21 protein-coding genes are annotated in these 26221 nt (G+C 61.2%); 9 read left to right on the top strand and 12 right to left on the bottom strand.

The features are described from left to right. From C8K58_RS24125 to C8K58_RS24115, 3 genes are all read right to left on the bottom strand, one after another. A partial coding sequence (locus tag C8K58_RS24125; protein WP_146188255.1) for an RHS repeat domain-containing protein occupies positions 1-2258 on the bottom strand: 2258 nt, incomplete at its 3' end. A 110-nt stretch (positions 2259-2368) separates the two neighbouring features. After that, positions 2369-5452, bottom strand: coding sequence for an efflux RND transporter permease subunit (locus C8K58_RS24120; protein ID WP_108574487.1), 3084 nt, complete (start codon positions 5450-5452; stop codon positions 2369-2371). Positions 5453-5454: 2 nt separating this feature from the next. Next, complete coding sequence (locus C8K58_RS24115) at positions 5455-6561, bottom strand: efflux RND transporter periplasmic adaptor subunit (protein ID WP_108574486.1); 1107 nt, start codon at positions 6559-6561, stop codon at positions 5455-5457. 100 nt (positions 6562-6661) lie between these two features. On the opposite strand from C8K58_RS24115, the gene C8K58_RS24110 reads away from it, so the two are divergent. Both C8K58_RS24110 and C8K58_RS24105 read left to right on the top strand, forming a co-directional pair. Further along, positions 6662-7867, top strand: coding sequence for a Bcr/CflA family efflux MFS transporter (locus C8K58_RS24110; protein WP_027607937.1), 1206 nt, complete (start codon positions 6662-6664; stop codon positions 7865-7867). A 78-nt stretch (positions 7868-7945) separates the two neighbouring features. Continuing rightward, positions 7946-9886 (top strand): TonB-dependent receptor domain-containing protein, encoded by a 1941-nt coding sequence (locus C8K58_RS24105; protein ID WP_108574485.1) that lies wholly within the window; start codon positions 7946-7948, stop codon positions 9884-9886. On the opposite strand, the gene C8K58_RS24100 is transcribed toward C8K58_RS24105, so the two are convergent. Both C8K58_RS24100 and C8K58_RS24095 read right to left on the bottom strand, forming a co-directional pair. Beyond that, positions 9883-11202 (bottom strand): ATP-binding protein, encoded by a 1320-nt coding sequence (locus C8K58_RS24100; RefSeq protein WP_166655329.1) that lies wholly within the window; start codon positions 11200-11202, stop codon positions 9883-9885. The genes C8K58_RS24105 and C8K58_RS24100 overlap by 4 nt on opposite strands. Positions 11203-11222: 20 nt before the next feature. Further along, positions 11223-11966: a response regulator gene (locus tag C8K58_RS24095; RefSeq protein ID WP_108574484.1), complete on the bottom strand. Its 744-nt coding sequence runs from the start codon at positions 11964-11966 to the stop codon at positions 11223-11225. A gap of 177 nt (positions 11967-12143) precedes the next feature. On the opposite strand from C8K58_RS24095, the gene C8K58_RS24090 reads away from it, so the two are divergent. After that, a complete protein-coding gene (locus C8K58_RS24090; protein ID WP_108574483.1) occupies positions 12144-13010 on the top strand; it encodes a pirin family protein in 867 nt (288 codons plus the stop codon). 219 nt (positions 13011-13229) lie between these two features. Here C8K58_RS24090 and solA read toward each other — a convergent pair whose 3' ends face one another. Together solA and C8K58_RS24080 are read right to left on the bottom strand one after the other, a co-directional pair. Continuing rightward, positions 13230-14381 (bottom strand): N-methyl-L-tryptophan oxidase, encoded by a 1152-nt coding sequence (solA, locus tag C8K58_RS24085; RefSeq protein WP_108574482.1) that lies wholly within the window; start codon positions 14379-14381, stop codon positions 13230-13232. A 952-nt stretch (positions 14382-15333) separates the two neighbouring features. Continuing rightward, on the bottom strand, positions 15334-15627 hold the full coding sequence (locus C8K58_RS24080) for an NAD(P)-binding domain-containing protein (protein WP_108574481.1): 294 nt from the start codon (positions 15625-15627) through the stop codon (positions 15334-15336). Between the two features lie 334 nt (positions 15628-15961). Here C8K58_RS24080 and C8K58_RS24075 point away from each other — a divergent pair, with 334 nt between their 5' ends. The 4 genes from C8K58_RS24075 (at position 15962) to C8K58_RS24060 (ending at position 19639) form a co-directional block, all read left to right on the top strand. Continuing rightward, a complete protein-coding gene (locus tag C8K58_RS24075) occupies positions 15962-17407 on the top strand; it encodes a mechanosensitive ion channel domain-containing protein (RefSeq protein ID WP_108574480.1) in 1446 nt (481 codons plus the stop codon). Between the two features lie 90 nt (positions 17408-17497). Beyond that, positions 17498-18115, top strand: coding sequence for an LpxA family transferase (locus C8K58_RS24070; RefSeq protein ID WP_108574479.1), 618 nt, complete (start codon positions 17498-17500; stop codon positions 18113-18115). Positions 18116-18206: 91 nt separating this feature from the next. Continuing rightward, a complete protein-coding gene (locus C8K58_RS24065) occupies positions 18207-18725 on the top strand; it encodes a sigma-70 family RNA polymerase sigma factor (protein WP_108574478.1) in 519 nt (172 codons plus the stop codon). Then, positions 18722-19639 (top strand): FecR domain-containing protein, encoded by a 918-nt coding sequence (locus tag C8K58_RS24060; RefSeq protein WP_108574477.1) that lies wholly within the window; start codon positions 18722-18724, stop codon positions 19637-19639. Before C8K58_RS24065 ends, C8K58_RS24060 begins: the two co-directional genes overlap by 4 nt. A 315-nt stretch (positions 19640-19954) precedes the next feature. On the opposite strand, the gene C8K58_RS24055 is transcribed toward C8K58_RS24060, so the two are convergent. From C8K58_RS24055 to C8K58_RS24045, 3 genes are read right to left on the bottom strand one after another with little or no spacing between them, the layout of a single operon-like run. Next, on the bottom strand, positions 19955-20671 hold the full coding sequence (locus C8K58_RS24055; protein ID WP_027607928.1) for an ABC transporter ATP-binding protein: 717 nt from the start codon (positions 20669-20671) through the stop codon (positions 19955-19957). Continuing rightward, positions 20668-21495, bottom strand: a complete 828-nt coding sequence (locus C8K58_RS24050; protein ID WP_027607927.1) for an ABC transporter permease — start codon at positions 21493-21495, stop codon at positions 20668-20670. Before C8K58_RS24050 ends, C8K58_RS24055 begins: the two co-directional genes overlap by 4 nt. A gap of 10 nt (positions 21496-21505) precedes the next feature. Continuing rightward, on the bottom strand, positions 21506-22477 hold the full coding sequence (locus C8K58_RS24045; RefSeq protein ID WP_027607926.1) for an aliphatic sulfonate ABC transporter substrate-binding protein: 972 nt from the start codon (positions 22475-22477) through the stop codon (positions 21506-21508). Between the two features lie 340 nt (positions 22478-22817). On the opposite strand from C8K58_RS24045, the gene C8K58_RS24040 reads away from it, so the two are divergent. Beyond that, positions 22818-23033 carry a molybdopterin-binding protein gene (locus tag C8K58_RS24040; protein WP_003173733.1) on the top strand — a complete coding sequence of 72 codons (216 nt, stop codon included), beginning with the start codon at positions 22818-22820 and terminating at the stop codon, positions 23031-23033. Between the two features lie 47 nt (positions 23034-23080). On the opposite strand, the gene C8K58_RS24035 is transcribed toward C8K58_RS24040, so the two are convergent. Together C8K58_RS24035 and C8K58_RS24030 are read right to left on the bottom strand one after the other, a co-directional pair. After that, positions 23081-24226, bottom strand: coding sequence for a MalY/PatB family protein (locus tag C8K58_RS24035; RefSeq protein ID WP_027607925.1), 1146 nt, complete (start codon positions 24224-24226; stop codon positions 23081-23083). A 78-nt stretch (positions 24227-24304) separates the two neighbouring features. Beyond that, positions 24305-25156, bottom strand: coding sequence for a LysR substrate-binding domain-containing protein (locus C8K58_RS24030; RefSeq protein WP_370671275.1), 852 nt, complete (start codon positions 25154-25156; stop codon positions 24305-24307). A gap of 243 nt (positions 25157-25399) precedes the next feature. On the opposite strand from C8K58_RS24030, the gene C8K58_RS24025 reads away from it, so the two are divergent. Next, on the top strand, positions 25400-26221 hold the full coding sequence (locus tag C8K58_RS24025) for a transporter substrate-binding domain-containing protein (RefSeq protein ID WP_027607923.1): 822 nt from the start codon (positions 25400-25402) through the stop codon (positions 26219-26221).

Raw genomic sequence — 26221 nt, 5'->3', positions numbered from 1 at the left:
ACCAAGCGTCCGGCGTCGTCGTACTGATACGCCGTCACCGCCCCCAGCGGATCCTGCTCAACCGTCAGCCGGCCTTTGGCATCGTAGGATTTGAAGTGCTGGGCACCGTCCGGATCAATCCGCTGCACCAGCCGCGCCCGGTCGTCATGGACATACACCTCCTGACTGCCATCGGCGTTGTGCAGCGTGACCCGGCCGTCGTCCCCCCAGGCATACCGCGTATCCATCTGGGAAAAACTGGCCCAATGCCGGACACATCGCACCGCTTTGCCGGACCGTTCCCACGCCCAGAAGAAACTCGCCCCACCGGCCAAGCCCCGCTCAAGAATCACGTGCTGATCGTCGTAGCGATAAACCTCGCTTTCACCTACCGCATTGGTCGCCGAGACCAGTCGGCCAGCGTCGTCATAGGCGTAGGAAACGACGTTCTGCTCCGTCACCCATTCGTAAGGCTCATACCCCTTGGCCCGCTGCACCTGGTAGTCCACCGCGACGATGCGGGCCGACGCATAGCGCAGGAACAGCGCACACCCCGCACCGTTATCCAGCCGCTCAATCCGCCCCAGAAAATCCCGAGAAATCCGCAGCCGGTTGTCGTACGCATCACTGATCGAGACCAGCACACCGTTGCGAAAGTGATAAAACCGCGACGCCTGGGCCAACACCAGTTCATCCGGCGACGCGCCCAAATAGATCGCTGCTTCGGCCAAACTATTGGTGATGGCGGGTCGAGCAACAGTCGGCAGTGGAAACCCAATCGAGCGATTCTCATGGTCCGTCCACACCACCGAATCGCCCGACACCACCAGCCGATGCGCCAGCGAATGACTCCAGCCAAACCCCAACCCGCCATCCACTTCCACCGCACTGGTGCGATACAGCCGGGTCCACTCAAACGGCAAGATCCCGTCTAAAACACCATCGGTGAGAGTGAGCAATTCCTCCCCGGTAACCATCGACACGGGGCAACCGTTGGTGACCGTCTTATCCGAAGAAGCCGCCGCATCTCCGCTCGGGTTCTTCCCCGAAACAGGCACATCATCGACAGGCTCCTGCCTGACCAACACCGTCTGCTGAGTCTTCCTGCGAGCTGCCGGCACGGGGTTTGAAACCATATGCTCCCCAGCCTTCAACGGCGCAATCGGTACGGTCTTGATCGACGTCGCAGGGCCACCCAGCAGAACCGGTCTGGCGAGTTCGACATGCTCATCCATGGGCGATTTTCCGAACTGCCCCGCCATGCGCTCCAACCATCGGCGCGCACGTTGAGACTTGATGCCGCCCAGCACGTTGGTACTTATTCGAACCGCCATCCCCATCCCTGCAGTGGCGAGGCACAGCAACAAGTTGATCAATACGTCGGCGCTGATTTCCCCGAGCAACTCGTTCATATAGGGCGGCGGCAACAGGCGCATCCAGCTGACCATTGCCGACAGATGGATGAACAGCAGCGGCTCGTCGCTGAGCACCAACAAGCCCTTGGCGAGGGTGTCGGCGCCGAGGCTCAGCAGCTTTTCAAGTTCGTCCGCTGACAGGTAGTGCAGCAGTTGTTCGGCATAAGCCAACGGGTCGCCAAGCCACTGGAACAGCTGCTTGACAGTGTCCCAGAGCGAGTAGAGCGCTTCGCCGAAGCCGCGGGCGTAGGCTTGATGCAGGGCGAGGTAACGCTTGGGGAGGCTGGCTTCGGCGTAACCCTTCCACAACGGTTCGAAGATGGTCTCCCATTCACTGCGCAACCAAGCGTCCAGCGGGGCGATAACCGACTGATAAGAGGCATACAGCGCCTTGAAATGGTCTTTGGAGACGTTGGGGTAGAAGCTGATCCGGTACTGTTGGTTGCGATCACACTCGGTGATTTCGAGGATGCCGCTGGGGCCGATGGTCCTGTGGATCGGCTCGCCCAGGGGACCGCCCTCTGGATCGATGCGTTGCACCATCACGGGCGTATTGCCAATGGGCACGAACCGAGCGCTCTGGAACATATGCACCAGGGTCAACGTGCCGTTTGCCTGGCACATTGCGGTCGTGCTGCTGGGAAGGATGGCGCGGTTGATCGGCGCGACGAGCGCCACTTCATCCCCGACCTTGAAGACCTGTTCGATATCCAGGGCCCAAAAGCTAAAGAAGCTTTCCGCCCAGGTCTCGTAGGTATTGAGGCAGCGCCCGAAGTCGCTGAGAACGGATTCGACGTCCCGCGTCTTTGAATCCATGGCGGCCAGCACCAGGTAGCCAATGGCTTGGCGGGTCACCTCGATCATGAAACAGCCCCGTCAACCGGGGCCTTAACGAAAACCACCATCTGCAATCCCTCGCACTGTGTATTCAGGCGAGGGACTTTGCAGCGGTTTTCAGGGCAGGGGAGTAGCGCTTATCCGGCGCTTACGTGGGGCGTTTCGACAATTTTTGTCTTCTCCCGCCCCAGCACCAGGCTGCACAGCGCCGGCAGAAACAACAGCGTCAACACCGTGCCCACCAGCACCCCGCCAATCAGCACGAATGCCAGGGACGACCAGAACACCGACAGCGTCAGCGGAATAAACGCCAGCGCCGCCGCCAGCGCGGTCAATATCACCGGCCGCGCGCGCCGCACCGTGGCCTCGACAATCGCCGCGTGGATCGCCATGCCATGCTCCTGGTTCTGGCGGATCTGGTCGGTAAAGATCAACGTGTTGCGCATCAGGATCCCGCCGATCCCGATCAAGCCCAGGATCGCGTTGAACCCGAACGGCTGGTTGAACAGCAGCAAGGTCGGCACCGCGCCAATCAAGCCCAGCGGCGCGGTGGCGAAGACCATGAACATCACGCCGAAGGAACGCACCTGGAACATGATCACCGTGAGGGTCAGCAGGATCATGATCGGGAACAGCGCCGCCAGCGCCACGTTGGCCTTGGCGCTTTCTTCCACCGGGCCGCCGATGTCGATCCGGTAACCGGCCGGCAGCCGGGCGATCAGCGGTTGCAGGTCTTTGTACACGGCCATTTCCACGTCGGGCGGTTGCACGCCGTCGATGATGTCGGCACGCACTTCCACGGTGCTCGCGCGGTTGCGGCGCTTGAGGATCGGTTCCTCCATCACCGCCTGGAACTGCCCGACCTGGGCCAGGGGCACCGACGTGCCGGCGCTGTTGGTCAGGGTCATATTGTTGAGGTTGCCGAGGTTCTCGCGCTGGTTGCCCTGGGCCCGGGCGACCACGGACACGGTGCGGTTGCCCTCACGCACTTCGGTGATCGGGTTGCCGCTGAGCAAGGCGTTGAGCTGGGATTTGACCTCGTTGGGGGTAAAGCCCAGCAGGCGCAGGCGGTCTTGATCCAGCACCAGGCGATAACCGCTGGTGCGCTCGCCCCAATCGAGAAAGGCGTCCTTGGTCAGCGTGTTGGCGGCAACGACCTTGCGCACGTCCTCGGACACCCCGCGCAGCACCTCCACATTCGGGCCGGACACGCGGAACACCACCGGGAAGGGCACTGGCGGACCGAACAGCAGTTGGGTGACCCGCACCCGCGCCGCCGGAAACTCACCGGCCGCAATTCGCTCACGCATGCGCAGCTTCAAGGCGTCGCGGGCGTGAGAGTCCGGCGTCTGCACGATCAGCTTGGCAAACGCCGGGTCCGGCATTTCGGGGTTCAGCGACAGGAAGAAACGCGGTGCACCACCGCCCACATAGGTGTCGACCATGCTGGTCTGCGGCTCTTGCAGCAGCGCCTTTTCCAGCTGCGCCGCCACCGCCTCGGTGCTCTTGAAGGCACTGCCGGGCGGCATATACACCTCAAGAATCAGCTCGGACCGGTCGGAGTTGGGGAAGAACTGTTTCTTCACCACGGCCATGCCCAGTACGCACAGTACAAAGGCAGCGATCACCAACCCGGTCACCAGCCAACGCCTGCGTACGCAGGCTTCGACCAAATCACGCAGCTTCTGGTAATAGCGCCCGGCATAAATCGCGTCGTGGCCACCGGGCACCGGTTTGATCTGCGGCAGCAACTTCACGCCCAGGTACGGCGTGAACACCACCGCCACCAGCCAGGACGAGATCAGCGCAAAGCCGACGATCCAGAAGATATTGCCGGCGTATTCCCCCGCACCGGACCGTGCAAACCCCACCGGCAGAAAACCGATGATCGTCACCAGCGTACCGGTGAGCATCGGTGCCGCCGTGGAGCTCCAGGCGAAGGTGGCCGCATGAATCCGGTCAAAACCTTCCTCCAGTTTCACCACCATCATCTCAATGGCGATGATGGCGTCATCCACCAGCAGGCCCAGGGAAATGATCAGCGCGCCCAGGGTAATGCGGTCGAACTCACGCCCGGTGAGCAGCATGATCACAAACACCACCGACAAGGTCAGCGGCACCGCCGCCGCCACCACCAGGCCGACGCGAAAGCCCAGGGCCAACAGGCTGATGATCATCACCACCGCCAGGGCGACGAAGAATTTGAGCATGAATTCATTCACCGCCAGGCTGATGTTTTTCGCCTGGTCGGAGACTTTGGCGAAGTTCACGCCCAACGGCAGGTCCGCCTGGATCCGGGCTTCCTCGGCCTTGAGGCTTTTGTCCAGCTCCAGACCGTTCCAGTGCTTTTCCATGATCACGCCGAGCATCAGCGCCGGGTCGCCCTGGTGACGGATGCGGTAGCTCGGCGGGTCTTCATAACCGCGGCTGACGCTGGCCACATCGGCAATGCGCAGCACGCGACCGTTGACTTCCAGGGGCACGTTTTCGATCAGCGCCAGGCTGTCGAAGGCACCGTCGATACGGATATAGGCGCGCGCGCCTGCGGTTTCGACAAAACCTGACGGGGCCACGGCGTTCTGTGCGGCGAGGGCGGCGAAGATCTGCTCCGGCTTGATCCCCAGGGTCGCCAGGCGCTCATAGGAGAACTCGACAAAAATCCGCTGCGCCTGCTCGCCGAGGATATTGACCTTCTTCACCCCCGGCAGGTTGAGCAGGCCCTGGCGCAATTCCTCGGCCATCTGCACCTGTTGCCGATGGGGCAGGTGCTCGGCCTCCAGGGCGTACAGGGCGAAGTACACATCGGAATATTCATCGTTGAAGAACGGCCCGACCACCCCGCTGGGCAGCCTCGCGGCTTCATCGCTGAGTTTTTTGCGCGTCTGGTAGAACAGCTCCTGGATTTCGCTGGGGCGCGTGGACTCCTTGTAGGTCATGCGCATCGACACAAAGCCCGGCTGGGCGATGGTCTCGACGCGGTCGTAGTAGTCCAGTTCCTGCAGGCGCTTCTCCAGGCGGTCGGCCACCTGCTCCTGCATCTCCTGGGCAGTGGCGCCGGGCCAGGCGGCGGTAATGGTCATGACCTTGACGGTAAACGACGGGTCTTCGGCGCGCCCCAGTTTGCCGAACGAGAAGATCCCGGCGGCGAGGATCGCAATGATCAAAAACAGCGTGACTGCGCGGTGCTTGACCGCCAGTTCCGAGAGGTTGATGCCGCGCATGCTCATTGGTCCTGTTTGCGGTTGAGGGCCAGTACCTGGGCGGGCAACAGGCGCACCGCGTCGCCGCTGTGCAACAGGTGCGCACCGAGGGCGACGACGACCTGGCCGGGGTACACGCCGCTGTCGAGCAGGGCGTCTTCCTGGCCGAGGCTGGCGACCTTGACGGCGGCGAAGCTGACCTTGTCATCCGCGCCGATCAACCACACACCGGTGCCTTGCCCTGCATCGTGCAAGGCGCCGATCGGTACGCGGGTTTGTTGTGCCTGGCCGTCGCCTTGCAGGCGCACGGTGATGGTCGAGCCGAGGGCGAAGCGCTCGACGTTACCGTGCAGTACATAACGGGCGCGGTAGGTGCGGGTGGTGGGATCGGCGCTGGCCGACAGTTCGCGCAAGGTCGCCGTCACTGCCTGGTCCGGGGCGCCGAAGGGGAAGGCCAGGGCTTTTTGCGCGGCCTGGTCGCGCTGGTTTTCCGGCAGGTTGACGATGGCTTCGCGGGCGCCGTCATGGGCCAGGCGCGCGACGACTTGCCCTTCGGCGACCACTTGGCCGCGGTCCACCCGCACGTCGGTGATGATGCCGTCGCCATCGGCCTTGAGCACCGAATAAGTGCGGCGGTTCTCGATCTGGCTGGCGTCGGATTGCGCCGCGGCCAACTCGGCCTCGGCCACGCGCAGGTTGGTGGCCGACTGGTCGAAGATCTGCCGTGACACCGCGCCGGTACTGGCAAGGCGTTGGTAGCGGTTTTCATCGTCGCGGCGCTGACGCAGCTGGGCCTGGGCGGCGTTGACGCGGTTTTTCGCCGAACGCAGGGCGAGCTCGAAGTCGCCGATGTCCAGCACCAGCAGGGTGTCGCCACGGGAGACATGCTGGCCGGGGTCGACCTTGCGTTCGATGACCTTGCCGCCGACCCGGAAGCCCAGGTCGCTTTCCGTACGTGCAGCCACCACGCCGGTATAGGCGCTTTGCTGAGTGCCGGCGGCGTCGACCTTGGCGGCGAGTACCGGGCGTGGTTGCGGCGCTTGGGCGGTGGTGTCGGCCTGGCTGTTGCAGCCGCTGAGGACGATCAACACGGCCAGGGGCGTGAGAAGGCGCGAGGGGAGAGGGATCATGTCGGGCTCCGGGGATGACCAGTGGGCAAAAAATTATGGACATAATTTTTCACGCATATTATGGTCGAAATATAAATAAAACCAGCCCCGGATAATCCCCATGTCGTACACCCCGGCCCCATCGCGAAGCTTGTTGTTTTTACTGGTGGCCTTGACGGCGCTGGGTGAAGTCTCGACCCAATTGATCATTCCAGGCTTGGGTCTGATCGAGCACGCCCTGTTGGCGCCACCGGGGTCTGCGCTGATGGCACTGTCGGCGTTTGTCGCCGCCTTTGGCCTGGGGCAACTGCTGTTCGGCCCGCTGTCGGACCGCATCGGCCGCCGTCCGGTGCTGCTCGGCGGGCTGTTGCTGTATGTGCTGGCGACCTTGTCGATGCTGCTGGTCAATGACATCCAGCAATTTATCGCCGCTCGCGTCGTGCAAGGTCTTGGCGCCTGCGCTGCGCTGGTACTGGCGCGCACCGTGGTGCGTGACGTGTGGAAGGCCCAGGCGGGGCCGGCGCTGGCGCTGACCATGATCGGCATGCTGTACGCCATCGTCGTCGCACCGATGGTCGGCGGCCTGCTGATCAAGCTGCTGGGCTGGCGTGCGCCGATCCTGCTGGCACTGGCGATTGGCAGTGGGGTGTTGCTGCTGGCGCTGCTGTTCTTCCGCGAGAGCAACCACTTCCTCGACCCCAAGGCCGGCCACTGGCGCACCCTCGGCGGGCAATACCTGGACCTGCTCAAGGGCCGCCCGTACCGCGCGTTCGCCGTGGCGCTGGCGTGTACCTATGGCGCCATGTTCGCGGTGATCGCCGGTTCCTCGGCGGTGTATATCAATCTGCTGGGCTTGAGCAGCCTGGAGTACGGCATCAATTTTGGCCTGATCGTGTCGATGCTGATCATCGGTTCCACCTACACCCGACGCAACATCCAGCGCCTGGGGCCGCAACGGATTGTGGCGATGGGCGTGACGCTGGTGGCCATGGGCGGGATTGCCGCACTGGTGATTTATGCGCTGTTTGGCCTGTCGGTACTGGGCCTGGATATTCCCATTGCGCTGGCGACCCTCGGCGGCGGCCTGGTATTGCCCGGGTCGGTGACCGGAGGGGTCATGCCCAACGCTCATCGCGCCGGTTTGGCGGCGGGCTTGATGGGCTTTGCGCAGATGTTCGGCGCGACCTGCAGCGGCCTGTTACTGAGCCATCTGCGCGACGGCAGTGCCACACCGATGATCGTGATCCAGGCGTGTTTTGCCGTGACGGCCTTCGTGGCCTTCCATCTGTTGCGTGAGCGCCGTACCGCGGAGGTCGCGGCGGCTTGAGTTGTCACACTTTGTCCAAGTTATTCGGGGCTGGATGATTACGATTCTCTTTTGAGTCTAATCCGAAGGTCTTCGCCCATGCTGCCTGCTTTTCGTTTCTCGCCCCTGGCCCTGCTGGTGGCCGCCAGTCTTCATGCCCACGCCGATGAGCCTGTTGCACTGGAACTCAATGATGTAGTGGTGACTGCATCCGGTTTTGCGCAAAGCGTGGAAGACGCGCCGGCCTCGGTCACCGTGATCGATGGCGAGGCGCTGAGTCGCAAGTCCTACCGCGACCTCGGCGACGCGGTTAAAGACGTGGAAGGCGTCACCGTCAACGGCGGTGCGAATGAAACCGACATCTCCATCCGTGGCATGCCGGCCGACTACACCCTGATCATGGTCGACGGCAAGCGCCAGAGTGCGCGGGAATCGCGGGTCAACGGCAACAGTGGCTATGAACAGAGCTTCGTGCCACCCGCTGCGGCCATCGAGCGGATTGAAGTGGTGCGCGGGCCGATGTCGTCGCTGTACGGCTCGGATGCCATCGGCGGGGTGATCAACGTGATCACGCGCAAGGTCTCACCGACCTGGGGCGGCTCCGTCGGGTACGACTACTCGGCGCGCCAGCACAGCGACCAGGGCAATGCACGCCAGACCCAGTTCTACCTCAGTGGTCCGCTCAAGGAAGATTTCCTCGGTTTGCAGGTGTGGGGCCGCTACCTGGACCGCCAGGCCGATGACGACATCGAGCAGACCAATGGCTTCAGCAAGGCTGACCACCGCGACCTCACCGCGCGCCTGGCCTTCACCCCCACTATCGACCACGACATCCTGCTGGAAGCCGGCGCCACGCGCTTGAAGAATGGCGACGGCATGAGCGCCAACTGGGCCACCCGCGAACAGGAAAACAACCGCGATCACTGGTCGCTGTCCCATCAGGGCCGCTGGGGCTGGGCCACCTCGGACATTGCCTTGTCCCAGGAAACCTCCAGCCGTGAAGGCAAGGCGACACCGGCGCAGACTGACATCTACGGGCGCAAACCCGAGATCAAGAACACTGTGTTTGACGCCAAGCTGGTGGTGCCCACCGCCCGCAACGTCAGCACCGTGGGCCTGCAATGGAATAAAAGCGAGCTGACCGACTGGAACCAGGGCCTCGGTGACCGCGTCGACTATAAATTCTCGGTGGTGCAAAAAGCCTTGTTCGCGGAAAACGAGTGGTCGATGACCGACAGCTTCGCCCTGACCACCGGCCTGCGCCTGGATGAGCACGAAGAGTACGGCGCCCACCTCAGCCCACGGGTCTACGGGGTGTGGCGCGCCACCGAGCAGTGGACGTTCAAGGGCGGTGTTGCACGTGGCTTTAAGGCCCCCGAGCTGCGTGCGGTCGTCGAGGATTACGCCTACCTGCGCCGCAACCGCTTCGTGATGTTCGGCAACCCGGACCTTAAGCCCGAAACCAGCACCAACTACGAAGTCTCGGCGCTGTGGAGCAACCGCGACAACCTGTCCGGCGGCGTGACGCTGTTTTACAACGACTTCCAGGACAAGCTTTCCACCGTCACCACCGACCGGCGCTGGAACGGCTACACCATCATGGAGCGGGTCAACGTCGACAAGGCGATCATCCAGGGCGTTGAGCTCAACGGCCAATGGGACATCAACCCCAGCGTGCTGCTCAAGGCCAACTACACCTACACCGACTCCGAGCAGAAAAGCGGTGCCAACAAAGGTGCGCCCCTGGCCCTCACCCCTGAGCAAAAAGCCAATGTGCGTACCGAGTGGACTATTAACGATCGCACCCAGGCCTGGGCCTCGCTGAGCTACTACGGCGAGGAAACCGGCAACACCATCACCACCGACGAACCGGCGCCGGGCTACACCACCGCCGACCTGGGCGGCTCCTATGACGTGAGCGATTCGTTGACCCTCAACGCCTCCCTCAACAACCTCACCGACAAGCGCCTGGACGATGAAACCTATGGCACGGTGAACTACGGCCGCACCCTGTGGATGGGCGCCACGCTCAACTTCTAGAGCGCTGTGGGCAATCGCACCACCGCGCACAGGCCGGCCGGTGGGCGATTCTCCAAGACCAGTTCACCGCCATGGGCCTGGATGCACGAGCGTGCGATCGCCAGGCCCAGCCCCACGCCGCCGTCACTGACACCCCGTTGTACGAAGGGCTCGAAGACTTTGCTCAACCACGCCTCGGGTAGACCTTGGCCGTGGTCGAGAATCTCGATGCGCAGCCAACCGTTGTCCTCGCGCGCCAGGCTCAGGTCGGCGTCGCCGGCATGGCGCAGGGCGTTGTCAATCAGGTTGGTCAGTGCGCGCTTGAGCGCCAGCGGCCGGCAGGTCAGCAGTAACGCGGGTGCGCCGGCCCAGGTGACGGGCTGTCGCAGGCGTTGGTAACGCTTGGCCAGGTCATCCAGCAAGTCGCTCAACGAAAGCGTGGCAGTCGCTTCCTGCACCGCGTCGTCGCGCACGAAATCCAGGGTTTCACGCACCATCGCACTCAGTTCCCCGAGGCTTTCGAGCATGTCATCGCGGGCTGCGCCGGGCTCCAGCAACTCCACTTGCAGGCGCAGTTCGGTGATCGGCGTATTCAAGTCATGGCTGACCGCTGCGAGCATCCGCGTGCGCCCTTCGACATGCCGTGCGAGGTTGACCTGCATGGTGTTGAAGGCGGCAGTGAGGTCGCGGGCTTCCTGTGGGCCGGTTTCCGCCAGCGGGGCGATCCATTCACCGCGGCTGACGCGCTCGGTGGCCTGGGCCAGGGTCTTGATCGGGCGCACCACGCGGGCAATGAAAAACATCACGATCAGCAGCACCGGCAGTGTGGTCACCGGCAGGCTGTAAGCCAGGACGCGACCCCATTCATAGGCGCCGGCGGGGTATTGCACGGCATTCAGGTAGGTACCGTTGGGCAGCGGCACGCTGCTGCGCAGGCGCAACGGCGCCCAGCCGGCGGGGCTGAACACATGGGTGCGGGCGTCGGCGCCGCTGATGCGTTCCAACTGCATGCCAATGGCGGCGCTGTTATCCAGCTGTAATTGGCGGCGCAGCTCGTTGGCCAGGCGCTGTTCTTCCGGGCGTTGCGCAAACGGCGCCACCTCCGGCGTGGGGCCGATCCAGAAGCGCGTGTCGTCGGTGCTCATGCCGGCCAGCAGGTGCGCGGTTTCACCTGGGGTCAGGTCGATTGCCGTGTGATGGGCAATCCCCAGGCGTTCCAGGCTGAAACTGCGCGACAGCGGGTGGATCAGGCTGCCGGTGCGTTGCAAAAACAACATCGCAATGGCGTTCGACGCCAGCAGTGCCAGCAACAACAACAGGCTCAATTGCCGTGCCAGGGTGCGCGGCCACAGCCGGTTCAGGGCGTGCATTCGCTGACCTCGGCGGCCAATAGATAACCGCCGCCCCAGATGGTGCGCAACAGTTCCGGCGCCGCATCGCCCTGGGCCAGCTTGCGGCGCAGGCGGCTGACTTGCCGGTCGATGGCGCGGTCGCTGACATCGCTGTCGGCGGCGGCGGTGAGGTCGATCAAGCGTTCGCGGGGCAGCAGGGTGTTGGGGTGGGCGAGGAACACCTGCAGCAACCGGCTTTCAGCGGTGCTGAGTTGGATGTCGGGGTGGGCATCGCGGCGTAAGGTGGCGCTGGTCACACTGAAGTGCCAGCCGGCAAACTCATAGGCCCGTGCGCCGGCGCCGGGCGCGGTGGGGCCGGTAGCGCGGCCCTGACGACGCAGCACGCTGTTGATACGCGCCACCAGCTCCCGGGGCTCGAACGGCTTGGTGACGTAATCGTCGGCACCCAGGTCCAGGCCGCGTATGCGGTCGGCGGCAGTGTCGCGGGCGGTCAGCAGGATCACCGGGGTGTTGCTGCGCCGATGCAACTGGTTGCACAACTCAAAGCCATCGCCATCCGGCAGCAGCACGTCGAGCACCACCACATCGAACGCCTGGGTCTTGAGCAATTGCCACATGCCGGCCGCGTCTTCAGCGGTGCGCACATCAAAGGTGTAACGTCGCAGGTACGTGGCCAGGGGTTCACGAATCTTGCGGTGGTCATCCACCACCAGTACGCGCGGTGCGGCAGGCGCAGGGGCAAACGGCATTGCAGCCTCGAGGGTTGAGCGGGAGAGGGTGGATATTACTACGAGTCATTATCATTAACGCTGTTTTGTGAGGATGCCACCGTAGATCGTCCTGTCGGTAGGACGATCAAGGTTTTTTTTACCGTCTAGCGCCGAATTGCTGCGAGTTTTAAGGTGTATGCACTTTGGAGGACTACCATGAAAAAACTCATCGGCATCTACACCAGCCCTCGCGCCCATTGGGTCGGCGACGGCTTCCCCGTGCGTACGCTGTTTTCCTACGACTCGATGGGCAAGCACATCAGCCCATTCCTGCTCTTGGACCACGCCGGCCCGGCCGATTTCGCCCCGACAGACCAGCGTCGCGGCGTCGGCCAGCACCCCCATCGCGGTTTTGAAACCGTGACCATCGTCTACGATGGCGAAGTCGAACACCGCGATTCCACCGGCGCCGGCGGCAAAATCGGCCCGGGCGATGTGCAATGGATGACCGCCGCCAAGGGCATCCTCCACGAGGAATTCCACTCCGCCGCCTTCGCCCGCAGCGGCGGTGCGTTGGAGATGGTGCAACTGTGGGTCAACCTGCCCGCCAAGGACAAAATGGCCGACGCGGGCTACCAGACCATCGTCGACGGCGATATCCCCTTGCTGCCCCTGGCCAACGACGCCGGCCACCTGCGCCTGATCGCCGGTGAATTCGCCGGCACCCAGGGCCCGGCGCGCACCTTTACGCCGATCGATGTGTGGGACCTGCGCCTCAACGCCGGCAAGCCCGTCACCCTCGACCTGCACGCCGGGCGCAACACCGCCCTGGTGATCCTGCGCGGCACGGTGCTGGTCAATGGCGAAGAAGTCGCACGCCAAGGCCAACTGGCGTTATTCGAACGCGACGGCCGCCAACTCACCCTGGAGGCCAACGACGACGCCAAGGTCCTGCTGCTCAGCGGCGAACCGATTGACGAGCCTATCGTTGGGCATGGACCGTTTGTGATGAATACCGAGCAGGAGATTCACCAGGCGTTTGTGGATTTCCAATCGGGTCGTTTTGGGCAGATGCAGGATTAAGGTCGGCCACAAGGCCAATGTGGGAGGGGCGGTGCGACGATTCGACTTGCCCCCGATGGCGGTGGATCAGGTACAGAGGTTCAACCTGACACTCGGCTATCGGAGGCAAGCCTCCTCCCACTTTTTTTCGCTATACCCTGGAACGGCATTTCATGCGATCTTCCCGTCATTCGCCCTGGAGTCGCCTGGATGCCCTAATCTTTAAAGATTAGGCGACGTTCAGTTAAATCGATCGACTGAAAAAGCTGACAGCGAAAAGCTTGCTTGTTGACCAATGGCCATATTAGCCAAGGCATCCCCAATAGCCGGCGCAAATTTAAATCCGTGTCCTGAGCACGCAGAAGCGAAATAGGTTGACTCCAGTGCTTTAGAGTGTCCTATCAAAAAAGATTCATCGCGACTCATTGTATAGAAACAGTTCTTTGCTTGTGTCGGGATACCTTCAAGTTTAGGGAATATGGACTCTATGATTGGGGGGATTTCCGTTATATATCTATGTTGTACGGGAACATTTTCCCAGCCGGGGAGCGAGGGACTTTGCTGCCTATTGTGAAAGCCGATTTTTACGTCGGGTTCATTACTGACTATTGAGGGAACGCCGTAGAGAAGTCCGCCATCCTGCCTCTCGTAAAGAAAAATGGGAAATTGTTCTTGAGAAAATGGAGTTTCGCAGCCTGCTTTTGGTTTGAACCAATAAATTGGTACTCGACGTGGTTCTAGGAACCTAGTGAGCTCCGGCATAAGGTTGGTAGTGATCCACGGTCCTGTTGTGACTATTACCGAGCCAGCAAAATAAATACATCCACTTTTGGTCGTTACACGCACGCCAGTGCCATGTTTCTCGAGTTTTACGACATTGTTGCCGAATTCAGTGAAAGCGCCATTTAGAACGGCATCGTTCAGCATTGCCAGTCTCGCCTCGCTGGCCGAAATTGCATATGCACTAGGCTCGTAAACAACTGCCATCTCATCCTGTATGTTGAATGCTGGCAAATGCTTTCTAGCATCTGAAGCGATCCATACCTCGTGCTCAATTTTTCCCTTTTTCGCGGTTTCAATGCTTCCGGACACTATACGGCTGGATTTATCTCCGATGAAAACTCCTCCCGTGCGAAACAGCAGGTGTCTTTGAGTTACTTGCTCCAGTTCTTTCCACAGCAAATCAGCGTGATTAAGTAGTTGAAGATATTTTTCGCCCTCCCAGTACGCCCGGCGAAATATCCTCGACGCTCCATGGGAGGATCCGTGGCAATGGCTGGGGCCGGATGCGTCGATTCCTAATGATCGGGTGCATTTTGATGCGACTCTCCACAACGCAGCAGCCCCCATAATCCCAAGGCCGATAACGATAACGTCATAGCTTCTGTTCATTTGTGAGTCCTGTTTTTAGAATTTTGGATACTTGTAGTTTTATAAGTTGTGAGGGCGATTAAAATGCTAATTATTATAAGTGGTTATTCTGGTGGTGTGTCTGATGTCTTTTAAGTGTGTGTGAGTATTGAAACTAAAATAAGCGTGGCGGGCAGTATGAATTGTAGGAGGCCAGTTAGGGATAGCGGTATTTTTCCTGTTGAGTAAGACAGCATTAATAAAGGAACTATGGATACTCCGCCCGCCAGCCAGATTAGCTTGTTTGAGTGGGTGAAAAAATCGCTGGGATACATAACTGGAAGGCTGAATGCTAGAGTAGCTATTGCTAGGCATGCAGTTAAGAATATGGTTTCTACAAGCAGTCCGCTTACCATGTCTAAGGGGGTGAGTTTTTTGATGTAGGTGTAAAGCCCCCATGTTGTGGAAATTATAATGTAAGTCAAATGGTTTAGGTTGTTGGAGGATATGATTAGCGCGATTATGAGGCTGAGTGCGATTAGTGCGGAGAGGGCTTTTTTAAAAGTGATTGACTCGTGGTAAAGTGTTATCCCTAAGGCAATAGAAAAGAAAGGAGCTAACAGGTAGCCAAGGCCACTTTCTAAAAAAAGCCCGTGAATGGAGGCCCAGATGAAAGATCCCCAATTTACTGCGATGAGTAACGAAGCAATGCAATGTAGAAAAACTAATTTTATAGTGAGTTTTTTATGTTTCTTTTTTGACGAAACAAACCGACGAAAAGAGTGAGGATGGCAGCGGATAGTGTGATTCGATAGGCGATCAATGTTATGGGCGAAAAATCGCTGAGCCCTCTCCAGTAAAGAGATGAGATCCCCAGAAGAAAGTTTGCCAGTCCACATAGAAATATGGAAAGCGCGTGCGTTGATCTAGATGTTTTATATGCGTTCATGATCGGTTATTTCTGGTGATGAGAAAATTCGATAATTTCATATGATCAGTATGCCATGACTGAAACTGTTATTCCGGCATGATGCTTAATCTGCGAATTGATTTCTGCGAATTTTATAAATGCTTGGGGTGGGATGGCCAGAATCATGATTTTCGAAGCTGAGTGCTCTGGTAAGCTGTTCATTACATGGATGCCCACATCTTCCATTTCTTTGTCGTGGACATGATCAAGGTCAATAGCTGCTATCGATATGTTTGGAGATGATTGTATTAAACCGGTAGCGATTGCATACCCCATATGGCCCGCCCCAATAATTGAAACGTCTTTTGCTATGGTCATGATTAATTTCCTATTGGCTTCGCTTACAGCCTCGTACTAAATTTTGTTGTTTTCAAAACAATCACGTCCCAAAGACATGTAGTACATTTCTTGTGGTCTTGGATCGTGAGCGTGTTTAGACTGAGTGGTTTGAATTGTTCGTGATGTTTGTAATGTGTTTAGACGCTTCTTCAGAATTATCTGAAGGAAGTTGTATATGCTAATACCCCTCAGTTAAAACTCTCCTGTCTGTGGTTTTCGAATCACTGTGCCATTGCCCGAATATTTTTTCTGCGCTATACCCGCAACCTCTATTTCATGCGATCTTCCCGTCATTCGCCCTGGAGTCGCCTGGATGCCCTCATTTATCGCTGATCACCCGATGCTGTGCGCCGTGGCGCTGATCTTTATCGACATCGCCGTGTGGCGCCTGATCTCTGCCGACCTGGCCAATTGGAAGCTGGCTGCGCGACTGGCGATTTTTGCCGTGTTCAGTGCCGTGCTGTTCAACGACGGCATGAACCCCATGCAACTTGCGCCCTATGCCGACAGTACCGCCTTGCACCTGGCCGCCACGGCCCTGCAGATCGGCTGGTGGCTGTTTGCGGCGCGTACGCTGACGGTGTTGCTGGGCGCGGTGATGATGCAGCGGGTAGGCCACACCGGGCGGTTGTTGCAGGACTTGATGGGCGCGGTGATTTTCCTCATCGCGATCATCGCCGCCATGGCCTACGTGCTCGACCTGCCGGTCAAGGGCGTGCTGGCCACCTCCGGCGCGGTGGCGATCATCGTCGGCCTGGCGTTGCAAAGTACCCTCAGCGATGTGTTTTCCGGGATCGTGCTCAACACCACCAAGCCTTATCAGATCGATGACTGGATCTCCATCGACGGCACCGAAGGGCGGGTCACCGACATCGACTGGCGCGCCACGCGCCTGCAAACCTCCCAGGGCAGCCTGGCGGTGATCCCCAACTCCCTGGCGGCCAAGGCCAAGATCATCAACTTTTCGCGCCCGGCGGATATGTTCGGCCTGGCGGTCAGCCTGCAGGTCAGCCCCCATGCGCGCCCGCAAACCGTGATCGAGGCGCTGGAGCGTGCGATGCAGGGGTGTCGGCCACTGTTGGCCAAGCCGGCGCCGAGCGTGGCGTTCAAGACCTCTGCCAGTGGCGGCGTGGAGTATGAAATCAGCGGCTTCGTGCCAGCCATGGCCCTCAAGCGCGAGGTGCGCAACCAGCTCTATGACCTGGCGTTCCGGCACCTGCAGGCGGCGGGCGTGGCTGTGCTGTCCGCCACCGAAAGCAGCGCGCCGCCGGCCATGTCCGCCGCGCGGGCGTTGCTGGAGCGGTCGTCGATTTTCTCCACCCTGCGCCAGGAAGAGAAAGACACCTTCAGCCAGAACATGACCCTGCACACCTACCGCGCCGGCGAGATGATCCTGCCGGCGGGGGAGGTCAGCGATCATTTGTTTATCGTCGAGTCCGGTGTGGTTTCGGTGATGTTGACCAAGGGCGGCCATGTATTCGAAGCCGGGCGCATGGGGCCGGGAGAAGTGATTGGCGAGGCCGGGATCTTGTCCGACCAGGCCGCGCTGGCGGACTTTTCCGCCAAGACCTTCTGCACGCTGTACCGCATCGAGAATGAATACTTGAAACCGTGCCTGGACGCGCGTCACGACATCGGCGAGGCGATGACGGCGCTGCTGGATTTCCGCCTGCACGCCGCCCAGGTCCTGACCCAGGAAGCGCCGGTGGTGCCGGTGAAAAAGGGCTTTTTGCAGTGGTTGCGCAAGCGCGGTCTGTGAGAGGCGAGGGCCTGGAAGTGCTGTACTCGAGGTCGAATGATCGCCAATGTGGGGTTTCTTGACTGTCTCTGACCACGTGAGGGCTCGACCTTGATTCGACTCGCCGACTACATCGCCAACCTTGCTCAATCTCCCCTGGCCCCGTGGGCCGACCTGGCGCCCTGGGCCCTGGTCGCCCAGGCGCTGGCCGTTGTTCGTCAGATGCTCGCCGAACTGCCGGCCGACGACTACCGCGTGCACGACGAAGTCGCCATCCACCGTACCGCCATCGTCGAACCCGGTGCCTTGCTCAAGCCGCCCCTGATCATCGGCGCCCATTGCTTTATCGCCAGCGGCTCGCTGCTGCGCGGTGGGTGCTGGGTGGATGAGCACTGCATCATCGGCCCCGGCGCCGAACTGAAAACCACCTTCATGTTCAGCGGCAGCAAACTGGCTCACTTCAACTTTGTCGGTGATTCAGTGCTGGGCCATGGGGTCAACCTCGAGGCGGGAAGTATCGTCGCCAACTACCGCAACGAGCGGGACGACAAGGAAGTACTGGTACGGGTTGACGGGGTGTTGCAGCGCAGCGGCTGCGACAAGTTTGGCGCGTTGCTGGGGGATCAATGCCGGATCGGCGCTAACGCGGTGCTGGCGCCTGGGGGGCTGTTGGTGCCAGGCAGTGTCGTGGGGCGTGGGCGGGTGTTTGATGCCGAGGCGTCGGTATAAACGCGAAGTTGAAAAGATCATGGTGTCCCGGCACGATATTAAATAGAATGAATCTCATTTGAGACTCAATCGCGCCGTGCAGGTTGTTGCCATGAATGATGCTGTTGTCCCCACGCACGCTCCTGAACTGACGCTATCGAGCTTGTACCGTGACCATCGCAGTTGGCTGGAAAGCTGGCTGCGGCGGCGCCTGGGCAATGCCTGGGATGCGGCCGACCTGAGCCAGGATACGTTCCTGCGGGTGCTTGCCAGTGCGCAGCCGATTGCGCAGATGCAGGAACCCCGGGCGTACCTGGTGACGGTGGGCAAGCGCCTGCTGGTGAATTTCCATCAGCGCCGCAGCCTCGAACAGGCGTATCTGAATGCCCTGGCCAGCTTGCCCGACACCTGTGTGCCGTCGCCCGAACAGCGCTGGCTGGTGCTGGAAACCCTGCAAGCCCTGGATGAATTGCTCGACGGCTTGCCCGTGCTGGTGCGCCGTGCGTTTCTATGGAGCCAGCTGGAAGGCCTGGGTTACCGCGAGATTGCCGAGCGCCTTGACGTGTCCGAACGTACGGTGAAGCGCTACATGGCCCAGGCCTACGAGCATTGCCTGCTGGTGGAGCTGTGAGCCGCGACGTCGCGCGCGCCGCCGCCCAGTGGCTGGCGCTGCTCGAATCCGGCGCGGCCACCGAGCGCGATCACGTCGCCTTGCAGCACTGGCGCGACAGCCATCCCCAGCATGAACAGACCTGGCAAAGAGCCCAAACCCTGCGCCAGCGTTTCAGCGATTTGCCCCAGGCGCTCGCCATGGCCAGCCTCGACCGCCCGCAACCGGGGCGACGTGCCGTGCTCAAGCGCGCCCTGGGGGTGGCGGCGCTGGTGCCGGCGGCCTGGCTGATCAGCCGCCAGTTGCCCATCGACGCCTGGCGTGCCGATTTGCACACCGCTACCGGCGAACGCAAACGCCTGCCGTTGGCCGAGGGGGGCAGCCTGCAACTCAATACCGCTACAGCCGTAGACGTGGACCTGGCACAACGGCGCATCACCCTGGTCGACGGTGAGCTGGCGCTGAACGTTCCGGGTACGGCGGCGATGACGGTGCAAACCCGCTACGGCCAATTGCTCGTCAGCCAGGCCGAGGTGTGCGTGCGTCAACTGCCTTCCGGCTGCCTGGTGTCGGTGCTCAAGGGCACGGTGCAGGTGCGTGATTTGCGCGCAAACCTGGCGACATTGCAGGGGGGCCAGCAAGCGCCGTTGAAAGCCGCCGGGCTTGGCGCCTCGGTGCCCTTCGATGTGCTGCAATTAGGCTGGCGCGACGGCGTGTTGACCGCACAGAACCAGTTGCTGGGGGATTTTCTGCGCGAGCTGGAACGCTATCGTCCGGGCGTATTGCGCTGGGATCCCAGCCTGGAAACGCTGCGGGTGACCGGCAGTTTTCGCCTGGATGACACCGACCGCATCCTCAACCTGCTGGCCTCGACCCTGGGGCTGGAGGTGCAAGCTCGAATGCGTTATTGGGTGAGCCTGCGCAAGGCGGCGTAATGCGGTTTTGTGGCCAGCCTGCTTGTTGCGGTGAACAAGCTTATTGTGCTGAGCGGGCTTGCTGTGGTGAGCGGGCTTGCCCCGCGCTGGGCTGCGCAGCAGCCCCAATCAGGCTCCCTGTGTTCTGTCAGGTAAACCGCAGCGCCTGGTTTTGGGTCTGCTTCGCAGCCCAGCGCGGGGCAAGCCCGCTCACCACAGGTTACGAGTAGTCCTCAGATCACGTGGGGCGTGGAGGTGCAATCTCGAATGCGTTATCGGGTGAGCTTGCGCAAGCTTATTGTGGCGAGCGGGCTTGCCACAGGTTACGAGTAGTCCTCAGATCACGTGGGCACGCTGCAACTCGGTCAAGGCCCGCGCCTTGAGCCGGGCCAGCAACGGATCACGCCGATCCCTCGGGTGCGGCAGGTCGATCGTCAGCTCCTGGCGGATGCTGCTGGGCCGGTTGTCCATCACCAGCACCCGGTCACTCAGGTACAGCGCTTCGTCCACATCATGGGTCACCAGCAACAGGGCGATGGCGTGGTGCGCGGCCAGTTGCAGCAGCAAGTCCTGGAGCTTCATGCGGGTGAAGGCATCCACCGCACTGAACGGTTCGTCGAGCAGCAACACCTGCGGACGTGAATACAGGCCGCGTGCGATCGCCACCCGCTGTGCCATGCCGCCGGACAACGCCTTGGGCAGCGCCTGGGCGAAGCCCTTGAGGCCGACTTCCTCGATCAATTGTGTGACCCAGGCCCTGTCGTAGCGGTTGTCATCGCTGAAACCAATGTTCTGCTCCACCGTGAGCCAGGGCATCAGGCGCGGTTCCTGGAACACGAACGCCACGTCGCCGTCAGGGCTGCGCAGTTCGCCCTGGAAGTCCTTTTCCAACCCGGCGACGATCCGCAGCAGGGTACTTTTGCCACAGCCACTGGGGCCCAGAAGGCTGACCGCTTCGCGCGGCTGCAAGGCCAGGCGTACGTCTTTCAACACGGTGGTGCTGGCAAAGCTTTTACGCTCCACCCGAATGTCCAATAACGGCTGCGTACTCATTGTTCCGCTCCTTGGCCGGTGAAGGTGTCGCGCCAGGCCAGGCAGCGTTTCTCCAGCGCCGCGAGCAGGCCGTCGCTGACCTTGCCCAGTAGCGCCAATACGATGATGGCGGCCAGCACAATGTCGGGCCGTGAGGTTTCCCGCCCATCGCTGAGCAGGTAACCCAAACCCTTGGTCGCCGCGATCAGTTCGGCCGCCACGAGGAACATCCACGCCAGGCTCAAGCCACTGCGCAGCCCGGTGAACAGGCCGGGCAGGGCCGCGGGCAGCAGGATCCGGCGCACCAGGCGGCGGCGACTGAAACCGTACATTTGCCCGACTTCCACCAGCTTGCGATCAATATCGCGAATCGCCGCGACGCCATTGAGGTACACCGGGAAAAACGCGCCAATGGCGATCAGCACAATCTTCGAGGTTTCATCGATGCCCAGCCAAAGCAGCAGCAAGGGCACCCAGGCCAGGCTCGGGATCGAACGCAGGCCGGCGAAGGTCGGCTCCAGGTAGGCTTCGGCTTCACGGCTCAAACCGACCCAGGCGGCAAACACCAGGGCCAGGCTGGCGCCGATGGCAAAGCCCAGCAGCACGCGGGCGAGGCTGGCGCTGATGTGTTTCCACAAGGCGCCCTCGGCCAGGTCGGTGAGGGTCACGGCGATCTCGCTGGGGGCCGGCATCTGGTAGGACGGCAGCCAGCCCACCCGCACGACCACTTCCAGGATCAACAGGATCAGCACTGGCAGGACCAGGCCTTTGAAGCGTCGTGGCCAGGCGCTGCGCTGGCTGACCGCGGGGACCGGAAGGGGCAATGCCTGGCTTTTGCTGGTCATCGCGCGCCCCTTATTGCTTCGACAGGGTTTGGCCGAACGAAGGGTCGATCAGTTGATCGATCACCTGGTCCACATTCACCCCGCGACGCACCAATTCCTCGGACACCAGGATCGGCGCCGCCGCCTTCGACGACTGCACATCCTTGGCGCTCAACAACGGCGTGCTCAGATCGGTGCGCGACAATTGCAGCTTGGCCACTTCCAGCGGCAGGCCGGATTCATCCGCCAGCAACCTGGCGAATTCATCGGGGTGCTTCACCGCCCAATCCCGGGCTTTTTCATACGCCCCGAGCACCTTGGTGATGGTCTGTGGGTGCGCCTTGGCGAACTGCTCGGTGACGCTCACCACGCCATAGCTGTTGAAATCCTTGTTGCGGTACAGCAGGCGCGAACCGGCCTGGATTTCACTCGCGGCCATGTGCGGGTCGAGGCCGGCCCAGGCGTCCACGTCACCTTTTTCCAGGGCGGTGCGGCCGTCCGGGTGTTGCAGGTGCACCAGTTCCACGTCGTCTTTTTTCAGCCCGGCCTGTTGCAGGCTGCGCAGGGTGAACAGGTACGGGTCGGTGCCTTTGGTCGCGGCGATTTTCTTGCCCTTCAGGTCGCTGACGCTGTTGAGCGGCGAGTCCTTGCGCACCACCAGGGCGGTCCACTCGGCGCGGCTGTAGACGTACACCGATTTGATCGGGCTGCCATTGGCGCGGCTCAACACGGCGGACAAGCTTGCGGACGAAGCGAAATCCACGCCGCCGCTGTTGAGGTATTCCAGGGAGCGGTTGCTGCCCTGGCTGAGTACCCAGCCGACCTTGCTGTGGGGCAGGGCCTGTTCCAGCCAGCCGAAGTGCTTGAGCACCAGGCTGACCGGCGAGTAGTAGGCGTAGTCGAGGTTGACTTCGGCGGGATCGGTTTCGGCGGCATAGGCATGTGCCTGCAGGCTCAGGATGAGGGCGCAGGCGCCGAGTAGACGCTGGGTGAAGGGTTTCATGGAACAGCTCCGGACAAGGCGTTGAGAGAAGGCTTTTCTTATATTCAGAAAGATGATTTTTAATGTCTCATCATGCTTTACAGGAATATGCAGTCTCTATGCCAAGGTTACCGCTACCCCGCGTAGAGATCGTCTTAACCGTAAATATCGCCTTATCCAAATCCGCAGCTGCTACGGGGGTAGCAAATTGTTGATCGGCTGTTGGTGGGGCAACAGTGCACATATATTTTTATGGAATAAATAAAGAGTTATATATTCCTTTTAATGTTCTGCGTGATGGCGCACTTTGAGGGCCTGCGCATTCGTGCGGATTGACCCAACAGCCAAAAGGAAAGCCGACATGACCATTAAAGCGATCAACGTGCGCAACCAGTTCAAGGGTGTGATCAAGGAAATCCTGCTGGGGGAGGTGGTGTCCGAAATCGACGTGCAAACCGCGTCCGGCATCGTCACCTCGGTGATCACCACCCGCTCGGTGCGTGACCTGGAATTGAAGGTGGGCAGCGAAGTGATTGCCTTCGTGAAGTCCACCGAAGTGTCCATCGCCAAGCTGTGAAGCCCACCGGATGTGGGAGCGCTGCTCCCACATCCATAAAGCCTGCCTCAGCGTTGCTGCAGCGCACGCTCCATACGTTGCAGACCCTCTTCCAGCAAAGCCCGTGGGCAGCCGAAGTTCAGGCGCACGAACTGCTGGCTGTCGTCACCGAATTCGATCCCCGCACTCAGCCCGACCTTGGCCTGTTCGAGGAAGAACTGCTGTGGGTCGTCCAGGCCCAGGGCGCTGCAGTCAAGCCAGGCGAGGAAGGTGCCTTGCGGCGCATGCATCACCACGCCGGGCAAACGGGTTTGCACGGCGTCGAGAAGGTAATCGCGGTTGGCTTGCAGGTAGTGCTTCAGCGCGTCGAGCCATTCACCGCACTGGCTGTAGGCAGCGCGGGTGGCTTCCAGCCCCAGGGGGCTGACGCTGTCGACCATGCCGCAGCGGGCCTGGTTGAAGCGCTCGCGGATCTCGGCGTTCTGGATCACCGCAAAGCAGGTCTTCAGGCCGGCCACGTTGTAGGCCTTGCTCGCCGACATCAGCGTGATGGTGCGCTGGGCAATCTCAGGGCTAAGGCTGGCGGTGGGGATGTGGCGGCGGCCGTCGAAGCACAGTTCGGCGTGGATTTCGTCGCTGATGATCAGCGCGCCGTTTTCCAGGCAGGCAGTGGCCAGGGCCAGCAGTTCTTCGCGGGGGAAGACCTTGCCGATCGGGTTGTGCGGGTTGCTCAGCAGCAGTGCGCCGGCGCCGCTCAGGGCCTCGCGCAGGGCGGGCATGGGGGTGACGTATTCAGCGTTGTTCAATTCGAACGGTACTTCGATGCGCGGCAGGTTCCAGTGGCCGGGCGCCAGGCGAATCGGCCGGTAGTTGGGGGTTTGCAGCACCACCGGCTGGCCCGGTTGGACGAAGGCGTGCAGCGCCATATTGAAGCCAGGCTCGACGCCGGGCAGGAACAGCAGGTCGTCGGGCTGCACGCGCCAGGCGTACTTGGCCCACAGGTCGGCCACGATGGCCTCGCGTACATCCGGGCCGGCCACGCTGTAGCCGAGAATCTGCTGGTCGAGGCGCGCGTGCAGGGCCTGCAGCACGGCGGGCGGCGCGGCGATGTCCATGTCGGCGATCCACATCGGCAACACATCGGCCGGGTAGCGGTTCCACTTGGTGCTGCCGGTGCCGAGGCGGGGGTGGATCGTGTCGAAATCAAAGCTCATGAAGGGGCTCGTGTCAGGGAGGGCAGGCGGGAATGGCGATGATTCTAACGGGATAAAATCCAGATGCCAGCCCCGTCTTTACAGGCCCTGGCTGCCCCGAATCAAGTCATACGCCTTGCGCGCAATCGGGTTCGCCGTATTCGGCCGAATCCACAGGTAATACGTGACCTCCGGCAACCTCGGCAACCCATCCGTTTCGCCCAGCACGCGCATGTCCGGGCCGAGCATTTCCATGCTGCGCGGCGTCACCCCCAGGCCCGCGCGAGTGGCCGCTTTAATCCCGATCAGGTTCGACGCCAGGTACGCCTGGCGCCAGGGAATGTTCGCCCGTTCCAGCGCCTCCAGCGCGTAGCGCCGGTAGATGCTCGGCTCATCCACCAGGATCAGCGGCAGCGGCTCGCTCGGCTGGTGGATGTACTGCGCCGAACAGATCCACCACACCGGCGACGTACGCAGCGCAAAGCCTTCCAGGTTCGGGTCGGCGCGGGTGGAGATCACCATGTCCACCTTGCCCCGGTGCAGGTCGTCCATCAGGAACGGACTGCGGCCCACGTCGATCTCCAGGCGCAGGCGCGGCGCCGAGCGGGCGATATGGCTGAGGATCGGCGGCAGGATGGTGTCGGCAATATCGTGGGGCGAGCCGATGCGCAGCACACCGCTCAGGCTGCTCTCGCGCAGGGAATTCAAGGCATCGTCATTCAGCGCCAGCATCTGCCGCGCATGACGCAGCAGTTGCAGGCCGGGCTCGGTCAGTTGTTTTTGCCGGCCGCGCTTCTCGAACAGGCTGACCCCCACTTGCTGCTCCAGGCGCTGCATATGCTGGGTCACGGACGACTGGGTGCGCGCCAGGTGCGTGCCGGCTTCGGCGAAACTGTGGTGGTCGACCACGGCGATAAAGGTGCGCAGGAGTTCAAGATCGAGGGTCGACATGGCCATTTCCAGGGGCGGTTTTATATCAAGGACGTGAAGTTAAACATTACAGATATTTATGCTTTTCTGAAGATTATTTTTGCGTGGGTCAATAAATAAAGGGTTATGCCAAAAACGAAGGCGGGGTAGACACGGCAAGTTATAACGATATGAGATATTTGCATTTCCGTTGCCCGCGCACTCTCCCTAGCATGCCCCTCCATCAGGTCGGGGTACGCCGATCATTCGCCAGGGGGAAGTCCAATGATGTTGAAGAAATGGTTGCCGGTGGCCCTGGGGTCGATGATCGCCCTGGGCGGCAGTGTGGCGGCGCAGGCCGATGCGACCCTGGACAAGATCGAGCAGCGCCATGTGCTGGTGGTGGGCGTGTTGTTGTCCGGCGGGCCGTTTGGCAGCATCGATCCGGCCACGCAACAGCCCAAGGGCTTGAACGTCGACCTGGCCAATGAGCTGGGCCGTCAACTCAAGGCCGAAGTGCAACTGGTGCCGGTATTGCCGGCCAACCGCGTGCAGTTCCTGCAACAGGGCAAGGTCGACCTGCTCATCGCCAATATGGAATGGACCGCCGAACGCGGTGAAATCCTCGGCTTCGTGCCGACGCCGTTCTACCGCGTCGGCGGTGCGGCTGCGGTGCTCAAAGACAGCCAGATCACCCGCTGGGAAGACCTCAAGGACCAACCCGTGTGCACCTCCCAGGGCAGCAGCTACGTCAAGCCGCTGACCGGGTTCGGCGCGCAACTCAAGGCGTTCAAGAGCTCGTCCGAATCGCTGCTGGCCCTGCGGGGCAACAACTGCGTCGCGGCGGTACACGACTCTACCCTGATCAACCCGTTGATCAACGACAGTGCCGAATGGAAGGACTACCGCGTCCTTGGTCCGGAGCTCAACCCGGCACCGTCGGTGATCTGGACCCGTCGTGGCGAGAATGACACCCAGGCCAGGCTCGACCCGATCGTCAAGGAACTGCACCGCAGCGGCTGGCTGATCGACGCCCAGACCCGCAACCGCATCAGTCCGGCATCACCGGCCCTGGTGGAATTGCAGAAACAGTTCAAGGGCGCCTGA

This window comes from Pseudomonas sp. GV047, from assembly GCF_003058245.1.
GTDB classification, from domain to species: domain Bacteria; phylum Pseudomonadota; class Gammaproteobacteria; order Pseudomonadales; family Pseudomonadaceae; genus Aquipseudomonas; species Aquipseudomonas marginalis.
The sequence above is the reverse complement of the archived record's forward strand: the minus strand, read 5'-3'. Positions and strand labels throughout refer to the sequence as shown.

Excerpts from the sequence above, each read along its gene's own strand:
- C8K58_RS24120 (WP_108574487.1), bottom strand. The coding sequence starts at position 5,452 with ATGCGCGGCATCAACCTCTCGGAACTGGCGGTCAAGCACCGCGCAGTC.
- C8K58_RS24115 (WP_108574486.1), bottom strand. The coding sequence starts at position 6,561 with ATGATCCCTCTCCCCTCGCGCCTTCTCACGCCCCTGGCCGTGTTGATC.
- C8K58_RS24110 (WP_027607937.1), top strand. The coding sequence starts at position 6,662 with ATGTCGTACACCCCGGCCCCATCGCGAAGCTTGTTGTTTTTACTGGTG.
- C8K58_RS24105 (WP_108574485.1), top strand. The coding sequence starts at position 7,946 with ATGCTGCCTGCTTTTCGTTTCTCGCCCCTGGCCCTGCTGGTGGCCGCC.
- C8K58_RS24095 (WP_108574484.1), bottom strand. The coding sequence starts at position 11,966 with ATGCCGTTTGCCCCTGCGCCTGCCGCACCGCGCGTACTGGTGGTGGAT.
- C8K58_RS24090 (WP_108574483.1), top strand. The coding sequence starts at position 12,144 with ATGAAAAAACTCATCGGCATCTACACCAGCCCTCGCGCCCATTGGGTC.
- solA (WP_108574482.1), bottom strand. The coding sequence starts at position 14,381 with ATGAACAGAAGCTATGACGTTATCGTTATCGGCCTTGGGATTATGGGG.
- C8K58_RS24080 (WP_108574481.1), bottom strand. The coding sequence starts at position 15,627 with ATGACCATAGCAAAAGACGTTTCAATTATTGGGGCGGGCCATATGGGG.
- C8K58_RS24075 (WP_108574480.1), top strand. The coding sequence starts at position 15,962 with ATGCCCTCATTTATCGCTGATCACCCGATGCTGTGCGCCGTGGCGCTG.
- C8K58_RS24065 (WP_108574478.1), top strand. The coding sequence starts at position 18,207 with ATGAATGATGCTGTTGTCCCCACGCACGCTCCTGAACTGACGCTATCG.
- C8K58_RS24055 (WP_027607928.1), bottom strand. The coding sequence starts at position 20,671 with ATGAGTACGCAGCCGTTATTGGACATTCGGGTGGAGCGTAAAAGCTTT.
- C8K58_RS24050 (WP_027607927.1), bottom strand. The coding sequence starts at position 21,495 with ATGACCAGCAAAAGCCAGGCATTGCCCCTTCCGGTCCCCGCGGTCAGC.
- C8K58_RS24045 (WP_027607926.1), bottom strand. The coding sequence starts at position 22,477 with ATGAAACCCTTCACCCAGCGTCTACTCGGCGCCTGCGCCCTCATCCTG.
- C8K58_RS24040 (WP_003173733.1), top strand. The coding sequence starts at position 22,818 with ATGACCATTAAAGCGATCAACGTGCGCAACCAGTTCAAGGGTGTGATC.
- C8K58_RS24035 (WP_027607925.1), bottom strand. The coding sequence starts at position 24,226 with ATGAGCTTTGATTTCGACACGATCCACCCCCGCCTCGGCACCGGCAGC.
- C8K58_RS24030 (WP_370671275.1), bottom strand. The coding sequence starts at position 25,156 with ATGTCGACCCTCGATCTTGAACTCCTGCGCACCTTTATCGCCGTGGTC.
- C8K58_RS24025 (WP_027607923.1), top strand. The coding sequence starts at position 25,400 with ATGATGTTGAAGAAATGGTTGCCGGTGGCCCTGGGGTCGATGATCGCC.